Here is a 19,559-nt window from a genome sequence, read left to right on the forward strand (position 1 = left end):
AGCTAGGACCCGATACGGCGATGTCCGAACTGCTTGAACGGGCAGGGGAAGCCTCGGAGTTCCTGAAAAAGCTCGCCAACCCCAACCGCCTGATGATCGTCTGTGCGCTTGTCGATGGCGAGCGCTCGGTGCGCGATCTCGAAGACAGCCTTGGCATCCGCCAGCCTGGGCTGTCGCAGCAGATCGCGGAACTGCGCGAAGCTGGACTGATCGCCGGTCGCAAAGAATCGAAGTCCGTCTTCTACCGCTTGGCCGACGAGCGCGTCGCGGAAATCGTTTCGCTGCTCTACCGCATGTTCTGCAAGCCAGGCGTTGACGCCGTTTCAATGGAAGGCAGTAGGAATGACTGAATTCACGCCCATCGCCTCCACCGTCGGTGGCATCCTGATCGGCCTTTCAGCAGTGCTTTTGATGGCCTGGGAAGGCCGTATTGCCGGTATCAGCGGCATCGCCAGCCGCCTGTTGCCGCCATACGCTGACGGCGCCTTCCCGTCGCGCCTTGGCTTCGTTCTCGGCTTGGTCGCCGCACCGCTGGTCTATCTGCTGGTGACCGGCAACGAGGTGCTTCAGACCGTTTCATCGAACCTGCCGCTGATGGCCGTCTCCGGCCTGCTGGTTGGCTTCGGTTCGGCATATGGCAGTGGCTGCACCAGCGGACACGGTGTCTGCGGGCTGTCGCGGCTTTCCATTCGCTCGCTGGTGGCGACCATCACCTTCATGGCCACGGCCTTCGCCACTGTCTTCATCGTCCGGCACGCGCTGGGAACCTGACCATGTCCTTTGTCGTCAATCTCGCTCTTGGTCTGCTGTTTGGCATCGGCCTCGTCGTTTCAGGCATGTCCGACCCGGCCAAGGTGTTGAATTTCCTTGATCTGTTCGGCAGCTGGGATCCTTCGCTGGCCTTTGTCATGGGTGGTGGCGTCATCACCGCATTCGTCGGCTATCGCCTTGTATTCAAACGCCAAAAGCCGTTGGCTGCAAACTCGTTCCAGCTGCCGGCCGAGAAGGAGATCGACCGTCCTATACTCGTCGGATCGGCCATCTTCGGCATCGGCTGGGGCCTTGGTGGATTTTGCCCGGGGCCGGCACTGACGGCAACCATGCTGGGATCTGCCGGCACCTATGCCTTCTTGCCGATGATGTTTGTCGGCATGTGGCTGGCCAGGACGCTTGCAGCCAGGCGCGTTGTGGCACCGGCTTGATCTGCCATCGCTGGTAATCCAGTGATGGCTAATATGCGGGCAGGGGCGCTATCAGCTCCGTTTGCGGAACGTGCTGAACTGGAACAACTGCACACTGTCCCACGGCGTCTTGTGTTCATGATGTCGGCTGTCGACAAGCTCGAAGCCGTCGCCCAGCAGCTTGCCGATGCTGTCGGCGTCATGCCTGACAATCGGCAGGCCGCTGCATCTTTCGGGGCCATCAGGGGCGAATGTCCCGATGATCGCATGGCCGCCGGGTCTCAGCGCTCTCGTCAAGACCGTGGCGTAGGTTGCCTGATCGGCGGCGTCGATCAGGAAATGGAACGCGGCGCGATCATGCCAGATGTCGTAGCTGCGGCTTGGCTGCCAGGCTGTCACGTCGCTGCAGACCCAGCGGATGCGATTTGCCTCCGCTCCGAGACGCGTGCGATCGGCCCCGAGTGCCGCCTGCGAGATATCAAGCACGGTGACGTCGGCAAAGCCTTGGCCGATCAACGCGTCGACGAGATGCGACGCGCCGGCGCCAATGTCGATGATTGCCGCATCAGGCGTTGCACCTGCAAGGCCAAGCAGCGTCAGCGACGGCTCGGGCGTTGGCTGGAACCAGCTGACCTGATCTTCCGCCTTGGTCTGGTAGATGGTTTCCCAATGCGAGGCGCGGTCGTCGCTCACAGCACAGCTCCAATCGTCCTAACGTATCCAACCATTTCGCGTGGTTCGAACATCAAAGGGGATATGATTTGGCCTCAGTTGGCTAGCGTGTCAGATGTCAAAGCTGATTAGGGACGCGACGCTGTCAGCCAGTTAGAAACGCGACACTGGCACATAGGGCCAGCCCCGATCCGACCGGCTGGGCCGGGTTGAAAGGGAGGAGCGGGGGCGGGTGGGAGAGCACGTCGTCGGCTTTAGCTTTGAATCTACCTCCGCCGCCATTCATTCCGCCGCTTCCATCCGAGCCAGGGCCTTCTGCCTTTTTGCGATGACCTCCGGATCATTCACGAAATCCGTCCGCCGGCCCGGCTTGCGGCCGCGTTTCTGATAACCATTGCTCTGACTGCCATCGCGAATGCCGAACATATGATCCGTCTGGCCAGTGCGGCACGGGCCGCCCTTGCTACGTTGCTGTTCGCGTCCGGCCTGCAGCTCGGCGACGATCGACAGCATATCGTCCAAACGCTTGTTCTCGACCACTTCGGGCCTGTGAACTGATCGCAAGGTGTCAAAGGTTCTGTAGGGCAGGGCAAAGCTCTCGTGCATGACTTCGAGGCGGCCGTCCGGATAGTCGCAAACGACGACCTTCTTACCCGCCAGGGACCTGGAAAGACCGGTCGGCTCAAGGATGAACAGCACCTTGTCGTAGCGCAGCGTCAGGGATTGCGACAGAGTACGGACTTCCTTCCGGCACATGGCGCCGTCAAGGTTCTCCTGATCAGCCAATGGCCGATGCATGTCCTTTGGATTGCGTGGCGGCTTGCCAAAGCGGGAATTGAAATCCGCAATGAATTCTGACGCATAAGCGTTGGCGGCCGCGATGGTATCGATACCACGCAGCCGCAACTCCTTCACCAACCGATCCTGCAGCGTCTGGTTGGCGCGTTCCACGCGACCTTTGGCCTGCGGGGTGTTGGCGCAGATGATGTCGATGTTGAGTTCATAAAGCGCCCGGCCGAACTGCGTCAGGCCGCTCGTCCGATCTTTCTCCGACGCATGCGTGCTACGGAAAACACCATGCTTGTCGCTGTAGAAGGCCAGAGGTTTGCCCCATTGCTGCAGATAGGCCTTTGTCGCATGCAGGTAGTCGAACGTGTTCTCTGACCCAGCGAACCGCAGATGCAGCAATTTGCCGGTGGCGTCATCGATATAGACAAGCAGAGCGCATTTGGGGCCGCGGTTCTCGAACCACCAGTGATGCGACCCATCGATCTGAACGAGCTCGCCGAAACAATCGCGCCGGCCACGGGGCTGGAAAACCCGCTTCTTGCGTTCCCGGCGCGAGACCCAGATACCGGCCTCGGTCATCCATTGACGCAGCGTTTCCTTCGCCACCGAAATATGATGCAGTTCGATCAACTTCTCGCGCGCCAGCGTCGGACCGAAATCCAGATAACGTTCGCGGATGAGATCCAGCGCCGCATTGCGAAACTCCTCGCTGTGGCGCCGGTTGCTCGGCCGGCCGCGCGTCTTCGAAACCAGGCCGGCCGCACCGGAATGGTCATAGGCCTGCAGCAGCCTGTGCATCTGACTTCGGCTGAGCCCAAGCAGCTCAGCGGCCTGGACGACGCTCAAGCGCTGATCACGGATCTTCTGAATGACTCCGAGGCGATGCAATTCTTTCTGCGACATGGTGATCAAACAGGACATGACGACTCCGACCGCTCATGGTCTCGACCAGGCTGGAGGTCGTCATCCTTGCTCCTAACGTTGGCATTGACCAGAACGTCGAGAGGCGAGACTGCCGCATCTCTAACTGGCCCAACTGTCGCATTACTAAATAGCCCCTACATCAGAAAGTCGCATAAGATAGATTATGGAACTTATACGATACACCGCAACGCCGTTTGGCCATCGAGCAAGTCTGCAGGCCTGCCCAGCAGATCGGCTCTTCCGCCCCGTGGCAATGGCGCGCTTGCACATCAATGGTGCGAAGCATGCATTGGCGCGAGCCAGTCCTCGGACGCTGAAGCTACGGCTGGAATCTGTGGTCGTCGCGAGACAAGCATTGATGCCTGACTGCATCAAGCAGTCGTCTTATCAATCTGACGGATAAGACATTTCGATGATCATGCCGTCATAGGCAGGCTCGACATGCGCCGGCGTCGCGTCCATGACGGCAGCGTAGTCCAGCGGCACATGCATATGCGTCAGCACGGCCTTGCTCGGCTTTAGCCTGTTTATCCACTCCAGCGCTTCCGACAACGACAGATGGCTGACATGCGGCCTGTGCTGCAACGCGTCAACGACCAGCAGCTCAAGGCCGGTCATCAGTGCAGCCGTGGCCGCAGGGAAGTCGCTGACATCGGAGCAATAGGCCAGCGGGCCGACGCGAAATCCGAGTGAAACGATGTCGCCATGGATCTGCGGCAGCGGCAGAAAGGTGAGGGCACCCCCCTCTCCCGTTACGACAAACGGCTGATCGTGCGCGATGATGTGTGGCCGCACGATCGGCGGATACGAGCTTCCCGGCGGGGTTTCGATGCAGTAGCCGAAGGCTTGCGTCAGGCGCTCCAGCGTGAACTGGTCGGCGTGGATGTCGATCAGGCTGCCGCGCTCGAGCACATAGCCCCTGAGGTCGTCGATACCGTGGATATGGTCGGCATGTGGGTGCGTGTAGACAACGGCGTCGATGTGCCGGACCCCGGCGGCCAGCATCTGGGCGCGAAAATCCGGCCCGGTGTCGATGACGACGCGCGTGACGCCGGTGTCGGAAATGCGCTCGACCATGGCGGCCGCGCGCGTGCGCCTGTTCTTCGGATTTTTGGGGTCGCAGGCGCCCCAGTCGCCGGTGATGCGCGGTGTGCCCGGCGACGAGCCGCAGCCCAGAATGGTGAGGCGCAGCACGTCGGCCATGGCGTCAGGCTGGCCTCGGCATCTTGGTGAACAGCCGGAAGAAGTTGGCTGTGGTGATATCGGCGATTTCAGCAGCGTTTGTGCCGATCGTCTCGGCGAGCACGGCGGCCGTGTGCGCCACGAATGCCGGTTCGTTGCGCTGGCCGCGATGCGGCGGCGGCGCAAGGTACGGCGCGTCTGTTTCGACCAGCAGGCGGTCGCGCGGCACGTCCTTGGCGATCTCGCGTAGCTCGGCCGAGTTCTTGAACGTCAAAATACCGGAGAATGAGACATAGCCGCCAAGCTCGACGCCGATGCGTGCAAGCTCGGCACCCGAGGAGAAGCAGTGCAGGATGAAGGGGAATGCGCCCTTCCCCATTTCGTCCCTGAGGATATCAGCCATGTCGTCGTCGGCGTTGCGGGCATGGATGACCAGCGGCAATCCGGTTTCGCGGGACGCCGCGATATGGACGCGCAGGCCCTGGGCCTGTGCATCACGCGGCGCCTTGTCGTAGAAATAGTCGAGGCCGGCCTCGCCGATCGCCACCACTTTCGGGTGCGCAGCCAGCCTGACCAGATCGGCCGTGGTTATGTCGAGCTCTTCGGCGGCGTTGTGCGGATGGGTGCCGACGGAGCAGAAAACCTCGTCGAATTCCTCAGCGATCGCAAGGATTTGTTCGAAGCGCTTCACGCGCGTCGAGATGGTGACCATGGGCTCGACCCCGGCCGCCTTGGCGCGCGCGATGATCTGCGCGCGCTCCTCGGCGAAATCGGGAAAATCGAGATGGCAGTGACTGTCTACCAACATTTCTGCCGGCCTCAGCTTTCCGTCGCCTGTTCGAGATAGCGCGGGAACACCGGCTGCGGTGCCGGCAAAGCCGCGCCGGGGACCAGCGCATGCGCGGCGTCGACATGGACGAAGTCCCGGTCGGTGATGGCAAGCAGGTCGAGCAACTTCGCCGCCGAGGCCGGAATGAACGGCTGGCACATGATGCCGACGCGGCGGATCACCTCGGCGGTGGTCCACAGCACCGTTTCCATGCGCGCCGGATCGGTCTTCTTCAGCGCCCAGGGCTCCTGTGCGGCGAAATAGCGGTTGGCCTCGGCAACGACGGCGAAGATCGCGGCAAGGGCGTGGTGGATGCCCTGCTCCGCCATGGCCTTGCGCGCGGTCACCAGAGCTGCGGTTGCCTGATCCAGGATCGCCTTGTCGGCGTCGGCCAGTTCGCCGCGCTGCGGCACGACACCATTGCAGTTCTTGGCGATCATCGACAGCGAGCGCTGCGCCAGATTGCCGAGATCGTTGGCGAGGTCCGCGTTGGTGCGGTTGACGATCGCCTCATGGCTGTAGCTGCCGTCCTGGCCGAACGGCACCTCGCGCAACAGGAAATAGCGCACCTGGTCGAGGCCGTAATGCTCGACCATGGTGAACGGATCGACGACGTTGCCGAGCGATTTCGACATCTTCTCGCCGCGGTTGAACAGGAAGCCGTGGCCGAACACGCGCTTTGGCAATTCTATGCCGGCTGACATCAGGAACGCCGGCCAGTAGACGGCGTGGAAGCGCACGATGTCCTTGCCGATGATGTGCACGGCGGGCCAGTAGGCCCAATTCTCGGCGCTGGTGTCGGGATAGCCAAGGGCTGTGATGTAGTTGGTCAGCGCGTCGACCCAGACATACATCACATGCTTGTCGTCGCCGGGCACCGGCACGCCCCAGTCGAAGGTGGTGCGCGAGATCGACAGGTCCTTCAGGCCCGAGCGGACGAAGCTTGCCACCTCGTTGCGGCGCTCGTTGGGGCCGATGAAGTCTGGCTGGGTGTCGTACAGCGCCAGCAGCTTATCCTGATAGGCCGACAGGCGGAAGAAGTAGCTCTCTTCCTCGACCCATTCGACCGGCGTGCCCTGCGGGCCGTAGCGAATGTTGTCAGGGCGGACTTCAGTCTCTTCCTCGCCGTAATAGGCTTCGTCGCGCACCGAGTACCAGCCGGCATAGCTGCTCTTGTAGATGTCGCCCTTCTCCGCCATCGCTGTCCAGATTGCCTGGGAGGCGGCGTAGTGGCGCTCTTCGGTGGTGCGGATGAAATCATCGTTCGACGCATTCAGAAGTGTTGCCATCTTCTTGAATTCATTCGAATTGCGATCAGCCAGCTCGCGCGCTGAAATGCCCTCGCGATTGGCCGTCTGCAGCATTTTGATGCCGTGCTCGTCAGTGCCGGTAAGGAAGAACACATCCTTGCCGTCATGGCGCTGGAAGCGGGCGAGCGCGTCGGTGGCGATCAGCTCGTAGGCATGGCCGATATGCGGCTTGCCGTTCGGGTAGGAGATCGCGGTCGTGATGTAGAATTTTTCGCGGGACATGGATGGGCCGTCATGAATGTCGGATTGAAAGGGTCGCGGTCAGATAGCGCATCGGCATGGCGTTTGCCATCCGGCTCGGACGAGCGTCACATTCGCAATGCGGCATTCAAGCGGTCGATCATGGCCAGGACGTGCTGTTTCTTGTCGAGATTGTAGGTCTCGGTCTCGGATATCGCGTTTTGCGCGTCGTGCCAAGCATCGGACAAGACGTTGGCCCGCGAAAGATCCGAGTTGCGGGCGGCCTCGGTTGCCGTGTCGGACAAAAGGTCGAGCGCGCGGCGGTTGAAGACGTCGAACTGGATCGTGTTGTCCCTGCCCGCCACCGCATCGGCAAGCCTGTACGCGGCGGCTATGTCATTGCGTCCCGACTGCACGATCTTGTCGAGCGCGTCGGCGATCTCCAGCCCGCCATACTGGGTGAGCAGGATCGCGGCGCGGGCGCTGCCCCCTGCCCGCTGCACCAGTGCTGCGCGTGCTTCGGGCTCATCCGGCGCCGGTTGATCGGTACCGGCAAGTGCAGACAACAGGGCGCCGTCGTCGAGCGGGGTCAGCCGGATCGTCTGGCAGCGCGAACGGATCGTCGGCAAAAGGCTTCCGGGTGCATGGACGATCAGGATGAACAGCGTGCGCGCCGGCGGCTCCTCGAGGTTCTTCAGCAGCGCATTGGCGGCATTGGTGTTCATGTCGTCGGCCGGATCGACGATGACGACACGGTAGGCGCCATCATGCGAGGTCATCGACAGGAAACGCGACACCTTTCGGATCTCGTCGACGGTGACGACCGACTTGAAACCCTTGGTCTTGTCGTTCTGCGGCCGCGTCAGGTGCAGCACGGACGGATGGGCGCCGGTGGCGACCTGGCGGAACAGTCCCGACCTTGGGTCCGGATCGGCCAGCTCTTCCGGTGCGTTGCGATAGTCAGGATACCGCAGCAAATGGTGGGCGAGGTGGAAGGCGAGCGTCGCCTTGCCGATGCCGACCGGTCCGGCGAGGATCAGCGCATGCGGAAGCTTCCCCGAGCGGTAGGCTGCGGTCAGCATTGCGATCGCCTGCTCGTGGCCGAAAAGGCGCGGGTTTTCGGCGGGCTCAGGTACGCCGTCGAGCGTGTCGTGCTGTTCGGGGGCGAGGCGCTCGAACATCAGGCGTCGGCCCTCGCCCGGCTGCCGGCCGTGGCGCGGGCCTCAAGGGCCGCGAACACGGCGTCGGTGATCGAATGCTCGACCTCTTCCTGGTCCTTCGATGCATCGATCAGGACGCATCGCTCCGGTTCGTTCTCGGCGATAGCCAGATAGGCTTCGCGCCGGCGCTGGTGGATGTCGACCGTCTCCTTTTCGAAGCGGTCGGCGACATCCTGTCCGCGCCTGGCGGTCGCGCGCCGCAAGCCTTCGGTCGGGTCGAGATCGAGGATCAGCGTCATGTCTGGCATCATGCCGTTGATCGCCACCCGCTCGACCGCAGCCATGAAATCCGGATCGAGATCGCCTGTTACCCCCTGGTAGACGCGCGACGAATCGAGAAAGCGATCGCACAGTACGATGGCGCCGCGTTCGACGGCCGGACGGATCACCTGCTCGACGTGGTCGGAACGTGCGGCGGCAAACAAGAGCGCTTCCATTTCCGGCCCGAACGGCTCGGCAGCACCCGACAACAGCACGTGCCGCACCGCTTCCGCACCAGGCGAGCCGCCGGGCTCGCGCGTCACGACGATGTCGTAGCGCTTGTCGCGCAGCTTGCTGGCCAGGCGCTCGATCTGTGTCGACTTGCCTGCGCCCTCGCCGCCTTCGAATGTGATGAAGAAGCCGCGCGCCAATCCAATGCCCTTCTGTCCGCTGCAACGCGAGTTATGCCGTACGAACGGCCTCACGGCATATCTTAATGTAGGTGCCGAAGCTCTAGCGTCGAGAGCCGCAAAGGTCCACCTGAACTATCTGAGCCAGCCGACCGCGAGTTCCTTGACCGCGTCGAGGGCGCGGCTTTGCAGCGAGCCGACTTCGACCGCCTCTGCGGCATAGAGCGGGGTTTCCTGGCTCAGCGTGTCGCCGATCCAGACCTTGAGGGAGCCGATCGGCGTTCCCTTGGCAATCGGTGCTGCCACCGGACCATCATAGACGATGCGGGCGACGAGGCGCTCGCGATTGGTGATCGGCAGGAACAGCGAGATCGGCTTCTGGGCCACCAGGGCGACATGCGACCTGGTGCCGCCAAACACCTGCGCCTCGCCCACCGGCTCGTTGGCGGCAAAGATCTCCGACTTCTCGAACGAGCGCATGCCCCAGTCGAGCAGCTTGCGTGCTTCTTCCGAACGCTCGCGGTCGCTGGCAAGACCCGCCATGGCGGCAAACAGCCGCCTGCCCTCGCGGTTGACCGAGCCGACGATGGCAAAGCCCTCGCCTTCAGTGAAGCCGGCAGCCATGCCGTCGGCGCCGATGTCCATGGTGATGAGCGGATTGCGGTTGCGCTGCAGGATCTTGTTCCAGTTGAACTCCGGCAGGCTGTAGTAGCGGTAGAACTCGGGATAGGTGCGCCAGATGTGCAGGCCGAGCTCGGCGAGCTCGCGCACCGTGGTTGTCTGGCCGGGTGCCGGCAGACCGGTCGAATTGACGAATGTCGACTTCTCCAGGCCGATCTCGCGGGCACGCTCGGTCATCTGCAGCGCAAAATTGGCCTCCGAGCCGGCCATGCCTTCGGCAAGCACGATGCAGCCGTCATTGGCGAGCTGGACGGTGACGCCCTGGATCAGGTCTTCGATGCGGATCTGCGACTTGACCGCGGCAAACATCGTTGAGGCACGCGATGCCGCGCCACCGGTGCGCCAGGCATTTTCGCTCACCGCAAAAGTGTCGTCGAGCTTGTAGCGGCCGGATTTGATGGCGTTGAACACCACCTCCATCGTCATCAGCTTGGCGAGCGATGCCGGCGCCATCGGTTTGTCAGGCTCTTTCGAAAACAGCACCGTGCCGGTCTCGGCATCGATCATGTAGGCTTGGGTTGCCTTGGTTTCGAAAAGCTGCGCCTGCGCCTGCCCGACGATGGCAAGCGCCGCTAGCAGTCCGATCAAGAGCTTGAGCGGCGTCGATAGTCTGGAGATCATGGAAAGCACTGCCCCGTTCGGCCCCGTATTCCGGTCGAGCGCCTTGAACCTATCAGTCTTCGAGCGACCGGATCAACCGTGGCCGGGCAGATAGCCACAGGTCCTCGTTCGCGAGTTCGTGCCTTAGTCGTGAACCGCGAAGGCGTCGGGCGCGCCGTGCGACCAGGCAGCCTTCAGCATCGCGTCGATCGAGGTCTTGCCATCGGGATAGAGGTCGACCGAGTACCAGGTCTTGCCTTCGAAGTCGGACTGCTCGACCAGGGTGCGGCCATAGGCGGACAGCGCCTTGGCGACACGCTGGGCTTCCGCGCTGTCCTCAAAGGTGCCGGCCGCGACGTAGGCATCCGGCTCTTGCTGGGCACGCGGTCCCGGGTTGAGGCGTTTCCAGGAATCGACGATGTCGCTCGACGTCATCGATTTACCCGACAGGGCGTTGAAAGCCCTGGTCGCAGCGCTCTCGCTTTCGCTCGCATAGCCCATGGTGGCGAGCGCCACGCGGGTCTGCGGAACCATCATGCCATCCGGACGTTCAGGCGCGATCGGCCCGAAATCCGGCAGCACGACGTCGATGATGCCCTGGCTTTGCGCTGCCATGGCAGGTTGTTCGAACTGGACGGCTTGTGCCGCAAGCGTATTGGACTGAGCGCTGGCCTGCTGGATTGCGGCAGGCGCTGCGTTGGTCATGGTACCCGGGAAGGCAGCCGCCTGCCCCACGGCAGCGCTCGGCGTCGGTCCGTTCATGGCAATCATCACGCCTGTCGGCAGGCCGTCATTGCTCGGATCGCCCATGCCCTTGCCCGGACGGTAGGAAGCAAGCAGATACTGGTCGTCTCGGCCATCGAGCGGTGCACGGCCGACATATTCGACCTTCACATTGGCCGTGCCGCTATGGGCGTAGTCGAGCATCTCAGCGGCGCGCTTGGAGAGATCGATGACGCGATTGTTCGAATATGGCCCACGATCGTTGATGCGCACGATCACCGAAGAGCCGTTCTTGGTGTTGGTGACGCGTGCATAGCTGGGCAGCGGCATCGTCGGATGGGCCGCCGTCAGATGCGTCATATCGTAGATTTCGCCATTGGCGGTCAGCCGGCCATGGAAGGCATCACCGTACCATGAGGCTGGGCCCATCGCGGCGTAGTTCCGATCTTCTTTCGGGTAGTACCACTTGCCGCGCACCTTATAGGGCTTGCCAGTCTGGTCGCGGCCGCCGCCGCGCGGCAGGTTCGACATCGCTGTCGTTACCCGTGGGCTCGCCTTCACGCCATATTCGGACTCGGCGAAATATTCCTTGGAGCGTTTCTTGCCGGCGACGGACGTTGGCTTCTGGGAAGCGCAGCCGGCAATGAAAACCGCCGTTGCAGCGAGAATGCTGACCGTGGCTGCGCGCCCAAAACGCGTCCGCGTCGAGTTCTGCATTGTCGTGAAGTCCCCTGCCAGTCTACTCCGGCGCGGCTAAACGATCGCAGCGCCGTCACGCATAAGTGGAGTTAGCTCGCGCACGTATCCCCAGTCCCCTATGTGCGCAGCTAATGCTTGCCAGCCTATTAATCGACTGTGGTCCGAAACGGGCGAGATTGTGGCGTAATTGCGGCGGAGTGCGCGCGCCTGACCAGCAATTGCCCCCCAGGCGCTTGCTACGTGGATGCGATGGCTTATCAACCGGCCGATAGCTCGGCGCCAGCGCCGTCGATTGAGCGGAAAGATGTCTCGGGCGCCGTTGACGCCACGCCAAGGAAAGCTATAAACGCGGCTCTCGTGACCAGATGGTTGCAAGTCCCGCGCGCCTGCCTTCCCGTTCATGTCGGGGTATGCAAATGGCACAGGATGCAATGGTCTGGAGGGATGGCCGAGCGGTTTAAGGCACCGGTCTTGAAAACCGGCGTGGGGCAACTCACCGTGGGTTCGAATCCCACTCCCTCCGCCAGTGTCCGTGATGTCCGGAAAGCTGCTACGTCGGGCTAGATTCCGGCGACGCATTCGTAAGTTTGATTGCCTTCCTTTAGTATTCCCTTAACCACAACGTTTCGTAACTGTGGCCATGCGGTCAAAGCGCCTGTCCCTGCGCGCATTGCGTAGATATGCCGGGTGAGGTCCAAATCCTCAGATAGATTTCCGGCTGCGCGCGAATGTTAGACAGGCTTATCGCATTGACAAATCGCAGATGGGGTCAGGTTGCGCTCCTGACGCTGGCTGGCGCGCTTTTGTTCTTGCTTGTCGGGCTGGGCTTCCGTGTGCTTGTCTTCGCCGGTGCGGATGCCGAGATGCTATGGCACGATGCTGTCAACGCTTTCATCGTACCACTACTCTTCATCGCGCCTCTGCTTGTCTTGCTGGGCCTGAGCCTTACGGAAAATGCCTCGCTGAAGCAGAAATATGCCCATGAGCTGGCACATGACAGCCTGACGTCATGCCTGACCGGCCCGTTGTTCACGGCGGCAATCAACGTCATCGCCACGGCCTCGGCAGGAAGGCGGCCGGGCGCGCTGCTGGTGATCGACATCGATCACCTCAGGCGGCTCAACGAACAGATCGGCTATGGCGCTGGCAACCAGGCGCTGAGCGCGATCGCCGAAATCATCCGCGCTTCCGTGCGAAGCGGCGATCTGGTCGGGCGCATCGGCGGTGACGAATTCTCCGTTTATCTCCCCGGTGCCTCCAAGGCGAATGCCGAGAAGGTGGCCGAGCGTATCCGGCATGCGGTTGCCGAAGCGAGCTTCGAACCTGTCGCAGGCGGACTGAACTGGCCCTTGACCGTCAGCGTTGGCGCCGTCCTGTTCGACACGGATGCGACCGCCGACGAGCTCCTCCTTACCGCCGATCGCCAGATGCAGGCGGCCAAGGAAAATGGACGCAACCGCGTCGAGTACGCCCATCTTCGGCAAGACTCCTCGCCATCCCGCCCTTCCCTTCATTGACGGCGAACAGCCTGTCGTTGCAAGGCGAGCGCCAGATCTCGGGAACAGACACTGGCTCTAAGCATCGGGTTGTTCTGCCGGATTTCCCTTCGCCCTCCGACGTGCAAGGCGTAGCGGGCAGAGCCCACCTTGCCATGCACATCGCCCTGGCCTCGCATTTTTGACGGAATCGCGAGACTACTTCTGCCTTGTCGCGCACAGGCGACAATCATTCCGAGGACATCATGCCGAAATCAACAGCATCGGTCGCAACCGAACACGCCAGCCGATACCTGCAGCAGCTCTGCAAGCACTGGAGCCACAAGTTCGCCGTCGACTTTTCACCTACCCAAGGGCGCATTGACCTTGGCGAAGGCCGCATCGTCGACCTGCGGGCCGACGACCGCACACTGACTGTCGATGTCGAGGCTGAAGACCTGCCGCGCATGGAACAGGTGGTGGTCGATCATATCGTGCGTTTCGCCTTTCGCGAGGAGCTGAAATTCGACTGGCGCCAGGTTTGAGCGATCAGCGGACGGGTTCACCTCCTAAAAATTGAGATATCACGAAGTAGCCGCGAGCCGGCTATTTCGTGCTGATCCACACTGGCGCGTGATCGCTTGCGTCGTCGCGTCCGCGCATGCCGCGATCCACACCCGCACCGGTGAGGCGCTTGGCCATCTTCTTGCTGAGCAACAGGTGGTCGAGACGCAGGCCGGCGTCACGTGGCCAGCGATTTCGCCGGTAGTCCCAGAAGCTGTAGACCGTCTCGGTGGGAAACCTCTTGCGGATGGCGTCGGTCCAACCCTGGTCGAGCAATTGCCGGAAGGCAGCACGGCTTTCAGGCTGGACGAGCGCGTTGTCGTCGTAGGACGTTGTTGCGTAAACGTCGCGGGCATCCGGCGCGATGTTGAAGTCGCCCGCCAGCACCACCGGAACATCAGCCGCGAGCAGCGTCGCCGCATGTGCGTTGAGCCGCGCGTGCCAAGCGAGCTTGTAGTCGAATTTCGGCCCCGGTTGCGGATTGCCGTTCGGCGCATAGAGCGAGGCGATCAGCACACCATTCACCGCCGCCTCGATGTAGCGGCTCTGGCTGTCGTCGGGATCACCAGGCAATTCCATCCTGGTCGGGATCGGCTCAGCCCCACGGGCAAGGATCGCCACGCCGTTCCAGGTCGACTGTCCTAGCCACACCGCGCCATATCCGGCGGCTTCGATGGTCGATTTCGGCAACTGCCTTTCCGCTGCCTTCAACTCCTGCAGGCACACCACATCGGGTTTTGCCTCCTTCAGCCACGCCAGCAGGTTTGCGAGCCGGCGGTTGACGTTGTTGATGTTGAAGGTGGCGATCTTCATCCGGATAGTTAGGTCAGCCGGGCCGACCAGGCAGCAACCGCTTCGCCCAGCGTTTTCAGATGGTCGGCGGCGGAGAAGCCGGAAATGCTTTTGCGCGGCTTGAGATCATGGTCGCCATCTTGGAGCCACAGGACTTCTATGCTGTCCGACAGCTCGTAGTTGGGAACCTGCTCGACCGTGCCGAACTCGTCGCGCGTACCTTGCACGATCAGTGTCGGCGTCTTGAGCGCCGCAAGATGCTTGGTGCGCAGCTGTGTCGGCTTGGCAGGCGGGTGGAACGGATAGCCCAGGCACAGAAGCCCTACGATCGTTCCCGACGCATGCAGCTCGTCGGCGATCATGCTGGCGACGCGCCCACCCATCGACTTGCCGCCGATGATCAGTGGTCCCTTGGCGCCAAGCTGTTCGACCGCTGCCTTGTATTCGGGGTTCAGCGTCTCAGCCCTTGGCGGCGGCTTGCGCCCGGCTTCGCTACGCCGCGCCGCCATGTAGCCGAACTCAAAACGCGCCACGCGAAGCCCAGCCTTGGCAAGTGCATTCGCCGCGGCCGTCATCGACGCAGAATCCATCGGCGCGCCCGCGCCATGTGCCAAAAGCACGGTAACAGCCGCATCTTCCGGCCCATCGAAGAGAAAATTCACCGCCATCTAGCTTGCCGTCCGTTCCCTGAGATGCAGATCGGCATACTGGATGCCCTTGGCAGCGGTCCTGGCCCATTCGGACGTGTTGTCCAGCTCGAGATAGTGCGACCACCAGCGCCTGGCTTCGGCCAGGTCGCCGGCCTCATATTCGAGGTTGGCGAGGTTGAAAATCGCGTCGGCATAAGATGGGTCGAGCGCCACCGCCTTCTTGAGGTGGCGCCGTGCGGTATGCACCTTGCCCTCGGCGGCAAACAGCCCACCGAGGTTGAACCAGGCCTCGACGAATTTCGGGTCGAGCTTGACCGCCCTGAGATAGGTCTGCATCGCCTCCTGGCTGTGGCCGGCGGCGCGCAGGCTGTTCGCTCGGTTGAACGCGGCGACGCTGTCGCTCGGATCGGCCGCCAGGCAGCGTGCGTAAAGCGCTGCCGCCTCGGTGAAGCGGCCGCCCTCCTCGGCCTCCTCTGCGCGTCCGAACATATCCTCCAGCTCGGCATCACTGGTGCGTTCCAGCGGCAAGAGCCGCTGGCCGTCAAGCTCGGCGAAATCCTCGCCAAGACGGGCGTAGATCGAGTCCTTGCCGTCGGCATGAAGTGACATCGCGCTCAGCGATGCCACCGCGCCCGATCGGCGAACCGACCTGGCAATGGCGCTCCAGGTCGCGCCACCCGCCAGAAGGCCGGCATACTTCCTGGCGAGGATCAGGTCACGGAACGCATAAGGTTCGCTGTCGCTTTCGAAGGCGTCGAACAGCGACAGGAAGTCGAAGGCCTTGGGATCGATGCGCGACTGCTCGATCAGCGACTGCCGGGTCATTTCGGCGCCCTCGACCTTGTCCAGCAGATCAAGCGCCCTGAGAAAACCGTTCTCGCTGAGCACCGGACGGCCCGATGCGAACGCAGCGTTGATCCGCGCTTCCAACTGCGCCTCGTCGAGTTTCCCGAGCAACGTCCGGCCGAGCACGACATGCGTCGTGCGGCGCGTTACCCCGTGCTGCAACTCACCGCCCTGGCGAGCGACCTCGCGCACGGCGAGCCGCCTGGGAAACGCGGCAAGCGCACCGACCAGGCCGAATATCCTGCCCGAAAGTGCCGTCACTTCTTGCCTTTCAGGGCTTTGCCGCCGCCAACGGCCGCAAGCTTGGCCGCGGGCTTCTCTGCCGGTTCGGCCTTGGTCTTGCTCTTGGCTGGCGGTTTGGCCTGGCCGAGGCTGGCCTTCAGCGCATCCATCAGGTTGATGACATTGCCGCGCTCGGGTGCTGCCGCGATGATCGGCTTGTGCCCCTTCAGCTTCTCTTTGATCATCTTCATCAAGGCGATTTCGTAGCGGTCCTCGTAGTTCTTCGGATTGAACGTCGTCAGCTTCTGCTTGATTAGCGCTTCGGCAAGTTCAAGCATTTCGGGATCCGGATTGCCGGCTGGGATATTGCCGAAATACTCCGATGTTCCGCGCACTTCGCTCGGATTGCGCAAGGTGCACACGAACATGCCGTTTTCGCGCGAGCCGATGGTTACGACGCGTTCGCGGCTCGACAGGACGAGACGGGCGATGGCGAGCTTGCCCGACTTGCGCAGCGCTTCGCGCAGCACGGCGAACGTTTCCTCGGCCATCGCGCCATCGGGCGCCAGATAATAAGGCGCATCCTGGTAGATCACATCGACGGAATCTTCATCGACGAAGGCCTCGATGTTCATCGTGTGGTTGGATTCGATCTTGACGCTGTCGATGTCGGCTTCGTCGATGACGACATATCTTTTGTCTTCGTACTCGTAGCCCTTGACGAGGTCGGAGCGCTCGACAAGGCCGAGTTCCGGATCGACGGGTTTCATGTTGATCCGGTTGTGCGTGTCCTTGTGCAGCTGATTGAAGCTGATGCGTTCGCTCGTGCTGGTCGCCGGGTACAACCGTACCGGGCAGCTAACCAGGCTGAGTTTCAGATACCCCTTCCAACTTGCCCTTGGTGCCATGCTTGTCTCCTACGCGACACAATTCAAGACATACTCTTGGTCAAGACTTACTCTTGGCAATGACCTCGGCCGGCAAGTCCTTGGCATGATCTGCTATGTCCGCCCAAGGATCGCCCGACCTGGCCACAAGTCCGGGAAGCGAAGAATAGTTCAAATCGGCCGGAGCGTCGATGGACTCGAGATCTGGCCAACTGAGTGGGGTCGACGCCGGCATGTTGGTGCGGGCGCGGAGACTGTAAGGGGCTGCCGCGGTGGCGCTGCGCGCGTTGCGGTGGAAGTCGATGAAGATGCGCTTCTTCCGGTTGTCCTTGCCCATCACCGTCGTGAAGGTGTCGGGCGCGGTCTTGGCGATTTGGGACGAGATTTCGCTGCTCGCCTGATGGAACTGCTTCCAGCCGAGCTTGCCGGTCGTCGGTACGACGACATGGATGCCGCTGCCGCCCGAGGTCTTCACGTAAGGGACGAGGCCCATCTTCGTTAGCTCGTCGCGAACATGCACGGCGGCCTCGACGACCTCGCGCCAGCCGATCCCCTCGCCCGGATCGAGGTCGAAGACGACTCGATCCGGCTTGTCCAGGCGCTTGCGTTGCGCGCCCCAGACGTGGAACTCGACGACGCCGAACTGCGCCAGCGCGAGATAGCCCTTGGCATCCTCGACCGAAATGTAGGTCTTGCTCTCGTCGTCCGAATTCTTGGTCTCGAAGGAAGCGATCGTCGCCGGCATGCCCTTGAAGGCATGGCGTTGAAAGAAGCAGTCCTTCGGTTGGCCGGTCGGACAGCGAAACAGCGACACCGGCCGCCCCATGATATGCGGCAGCATGAAATCGCCGACGGCGGCATAGTAGACAGCGACGTCGAGCTTGGTCGGCCCGGACTTGCCAAGAACCCGGCGCGTCGGATTGGTGATTGAGATGCTGGCGAGGTCCGTGTCGGTGATCAGCCGCTTGCGCGGAGCCTGCGGCGCCTCCGAAAGCTCGGCCTCGCGCAGCCCCTTGAACACCGCATGACGCAACGCATTGTCGGCGGTGCGATTGGCAAAGTGGACATGGGCGTTGAGCACGGGCCGCACTGCGATGACCTCCTTTGGCGCGCCATCAAGCTTCGCCGCACCCTCGCGCAGGCCTTCCAGCCGGTGCAGCAGTGACTGCAACGTCTCGGCGTCGAAGCCGGTTCCAACCTTGCCGCGATAGTGCAGCTCGCCATCGACCCATTCGCCGAGCGCGAGGGCCGCCAGGCCCTCGGCGGCTTGCGAGGTGGTGTAGCCGGCGATGACGAAGTCGTCCTTGTCCAGCGCCTTTGTCTTGGTCCAGCTGTGCGAGCGCCCGGGGGTGTAGTGCGCCGCAATCCGTTTCGATACGACGCCTTCGAGCCCCATCTCGGTTGCCTGGTCGTACAGCGCCTGGCCGTCGCCCTCGACGTGCCCGCTGAGCTGCAGAGCTGACTGCGCGTGGACGTGGCCGGCAAGCAGCGTCTCCAGCAGGCTCTTGCGTTTGTTGAGTTCGGTGTTTGTCAGGTCCCAGCCATTGAGGTGGACAAGATCGAATGCGTAAAACACCAGCAGTTCGTCGTGGCCGCTGGCCAGCGCGTCCTGCAGGGCGGCAAAGCGGCTGATGCCCTTGTCGTCGAGCACGACGATCTCGCCATCGATGACGGCATCGCTGCATGGCAGGTTGCGAAACGCCGCCGCGAGCTTGCCGTAACGTTTCGTCCAGTCGATGCCGCTGCGGGTGATCAGCCTGGCAGAACCGCCTTCGAGATGCACCATGGTGCGATAGCCGTCGAACTTGATCTCGTGAAGCCACCCCTCGCCCGATGGCGGCTTGGGTGCTGCGGTGGCCAATTGTGGCTCGATCCGTACCGGCATCGGCGCCCGTACCGCCCCGGCAAGCTTGCCGGGCTTGAGGTCTCCGGGTTTCGATGGCGGCGTTTTCGGCGGCGCGGCCAATTCCTCGATGCGCCGCCCCGACTTCACGCTTTCGGGCCGCGTTTCGAGAATGTCAGTCGTCTCGTCGGCCGCCGGATCGTGTTCCTTGAACAGCAGCCAGTTGCGCTTGTCCTCGCCCGGTTTCGGCTTCAGCCGTGCCAGCATCCAGCCGCCCTTGAGCTTTTCGCCCCACAGCCGGAACTTGAACGCACCCTTTTCCAGCGACGTCCGCGCGTCCTCCATCGGCGCCCATACGCCTGCGTCCCAGACGATCATCGGCCCGCCGCCATACTCGCCTTCCGGGATCAGTCCCTCGAAGTCGATGTAATCGAGCGGGTGGTCTTCGGTCTCCACGGCAAGGCGCTTGTCGGCCGGATTGAGCGACGGCCCGCGCGGTACGGCCCAGCTCTTGAGCACGCCGTCGAGTTCGAGGCGAAGATCGTAGTGGTCGGCGGTGGCATGATGCTTGTGCACGACGAAGCGGTTGCCTTCGTCGGCCTGCTCGACGCCGCGCGGCTCGCGCGTCTTGGAGAAATCGCGCTTTTGCCGGTAGGTGCGAAGCTTTTCCGCTGCCATC

General features: G+C 62.5%; 19 protein-coding genes and 1 tRNA gene. 6 read left to right on the forward strand and 14 right to left on the reverse strand.

What is annotated here, in order from left to right:
- Positions 1-20 precede the first annotated feature (20 nt).
- Genes J1C56_RS03295 through J1C56_RS03305 form a run of 3 tightly spaced genes read left to right on the forward strand, consistent with a single transcriptional unit; the run spans position 21 to position 1,202 of the window.
- A complete protein-coding gene (locus J1C56_RS03295) occupies positions 21-350 on the forward strand; it encodes an ArsR/SmtB family transcription factor (protein WP_214385925.1) in 330 nt (109 codons plus the stop codon).
- Positions 343-771, forward strand: a complete 429-nt coding sequence (locus J1C56_RS03300; RefSeq protein ID WP_214385926.1) for a YeeE/YedE family protein — start codon at positions 343-345, stop codon at positions 769-771. Before J1C56_RS03295 ends, J1C56_RS03300 begins: the two co-directional genes overlap by 8 nt.
- A gap of 2 nt (positions 772-773) precedes the next feature.
- Positions 774-1,202: a DUF6691 family protein gene (locus tag J1C56_RS03305; RefSeq protein WP_214385927.1), complete on the forward strand. Its 429-nt coding sequence runs from the start codon at positions 774-776 to the stop codon at positions 1,200-1,202.
- A 51-nt stretch (positions 1,203-1,253) separates the two neighbouring features.
- Here the strand turns inward: J1C56_RS03305 and J1C56_RS03310 are convergent, their stop codons facing one another.
- From J1C56_RS03310 to J1C56_RS03350, 9 genes are all read right to left on the reverse strand, one after another.
- The gene (locus tag J1C56_RS03310; protein WP_214385928.1) at positions 1,254-1,874 is read right to left on the reverse strand and encodes a class I SAM-dependent methyltransferase; all 621 of its coding nucleotides are present in this window, start codon (positions 1,872-1,874) and stop codon (positions 1,254-1,256) included.
- Positions 1,875-2,135: 261 nt separating this feature from the next.
- Positions 2,136-3,563: an ISNCY family transposase gene (locus J1C56_RS03315; RefSeq protein WP_214385929.1), complete on the reverse strand. Its 1,428-nt coding sequence runs from the start codon at positions 3,561-3,563 to the stop codon at positions 2,136-2,138.
- Between the two features lie 390 nt (positions 3,564-3,953).
- Positions 3,954-4,769, reverse strand: coding sequence for an MBL fold metallo-hydrolase (locus J1C56_RS03320; protein ID WP_214385931.1), 816 nt, complete (start codon positions 4,767-4,769; stop codon positions 3,954-3,956).
- Between the two features lie 4 nt (positions 4,770-4,773).
- Positions 4,774-5,556, reverse strand: coding sequence for a TatD family hydrolase (locus J1C56_RS03325; RefSeq protein ID WP_214385932.1), 783 nt, complete (start codon positions 5,554-5,556; stop codon positions 4,774-4,776).
- 11 nt (positions 5,557-5,567) lie between these two features.
- The gene (metG, locus tag J1C56_RS03330; protein ID WP_214385934.1) at positions 5,568-7,109 is read right to left on the reverse strand and encodes a methionine--tRNA ligase; all 1,542 of its coding nucleotides are present in this window, start codon (positions 7,107-7,109) and stop codon (positions 5,568-5,570) included.
- Between the two features lie 86 nt (positions 7,110-7,195).
- Positions 7,196-8,251 (reverse strand): DNA polymerase III subunit delta', encoded by a 1,056-nt coding sequence (locus J1C56_RS03335; protein WP_214386660.1) that lies wholly within the window; start codon positions 8,249-8,251, stop codon positions 7,196-7,198.
- Positions 8,248-8,919: a dTMP kinase gene (tmk, locus tag J1C56_RS03340; protein ID WP_214386662.1), complete on the reverse strand. Its 672-nt coding sequence runs from the start codon at positions 8,917-8,919 to the stop codon at positions 8,248-8,250. Before tmk ends, J1C56_RS03335 begins: the two co-directional genes overlap by 4 nt.
- Before the next feature lie 114 nt (positions 8,920-9,033).
- Entirely contained in the window at positions 9,034-10,200 is a 1,167-nt protein-coding gene (locus J1C56_RS03345; protein ID WP_214385936.1) for a D-alanyl-D-alanine carboxypeptidase family protein, read from the reverse strand.
- Positions 10,201-10,323: 123 nt separating this feature from the next.
- Complete coding sequence (locus J1C56_RS03350; RefSeq protein ID WP_214385938.1) at positions 10,324-11,619, reverse strand: septal ring lytic transglycosylase RlpA family protein; 1,296 nt, start codon at positions 11,617-11,619, stop codon at positions 10,324-10,326.
- Between the two features lie 420 nt (positions 11,620-12,039).
- Here J1C56_RS03350 and J1C56_RS03355 point away from each other — a divergent pair.
- The 3 genes from J1C56_RS03355 (at position 12,040) to J1C56_RS03365 (ending at position 13,621) form a co-directional block, all read left to right on the forward strand.
- Positions 12,040-12,127 (forward strand) — tRNA-Ser (locus J1C56_RS03355).
- Between the two features lie 223 nt (positions 12,128-12,350).
- Positions 12,351-13,118 (forward strand): GGDEF domain-containing protein, encoded by a 768-nt coding sequence (locus J1C56_RS03360; protein ID WP_214385940.1) that lies wholly within the window; start codon positions 12,351-12,353, stop codon positions 13,116-13,118.
- A gap of 224 nt (positions 13,119-13,342) precedes the next feature.
- Positions 13,343-13,621: a DUF2218 domain-containing protein gene (locus tag J1C56_RS03365; RefSeq protein WP_214385941.1), complete on the forward strand. Its 279-nt coding sequence runs from the start codon at positions 13,343-13,345 to the stop codon at positions 13,619-13,621.
- Between the two features lie 61 nt (positions 13,622-13,682).
- Here the strand turns inward: J1C56_RS03365 and J1C56_RS03370 are convergent, their stop codons facing one another.
- From J1C56_RS03370 to ligD, 5 genes are read right to left on the reverse strand one after another with little or no spacing between them, the layout of a single operon-like run.
- Positions 13,683-14,453 carry an exodeoxyribonuclease III gene (locus J1C56_RS03370; RefSeq protein ID WP_214385943.1) on the reverse strand — a complete coding sequence of 257 codons (771 nt, stop codon included), beginning with the start codon at positions 14,451-14,453 and terminating at the stop codon, positions 13,683-13,685.
- A gap of 8 nt (positions 14,454-14,461) precedes the next feature.
- Positions 14,462-15,100 (reverse strand): alpha/beta hydrolase family protein, encoded by a 639-nt coding sequence (locus tag J1C56_RS03375; protein ID WP_214385945.1) that lies wholly within the window; start codon positions 15,098-15,100, stop codon positions 14,462-14,464.
- A complete protein-coding gene (locus tag J1C56_RS03380) occupies positions 15,101-16,189 on the reverse strand; it encodes a tetratricopeptide repeat protein (protein ID WP_214385947.1) in 1,089 nt (362 codons plus the stop codon). It lies immediately after the preceding gene.
- Complete coding sequence (gene ku / locus J1C56_RS03385; protein WP_214385949.1) at positions 16,186-17,058, reverse strand: non-homologous end joining protein Ku; 873 nt, start codon at positions 17,056-17,058, stop codon at positions 16,186-16,188. Before ku ends, J1C56_RS03380 begins: the two co-directional genes overlap by 4 nt.
- Before the next feature lie 40 nt (positions 17,059-17,098).
- Positions 17,099-19,558, reverse strand: a complete 2,460-nt coding sequence (gene ligD / locus J1C56_RS03390; protein ID WP_214385951.1) for a DNA ligase D — start codon at positions 19,556-19,558, stop codon at positions 17,099-17,101.
- Position 19,559 lies beyond the last annotated feature (1 nt).

Origin of the sequence: Aminobacter anthyllidis, from assembly GCF_018555685.1 — a bacterium.
Classification (GTDB): Bacteria; Pseudomonadota; Alphaproteobacteria; order Rhizobiales; family Rhizobiaceae; genus Aminobacter; species Aminobacter anthyllidis.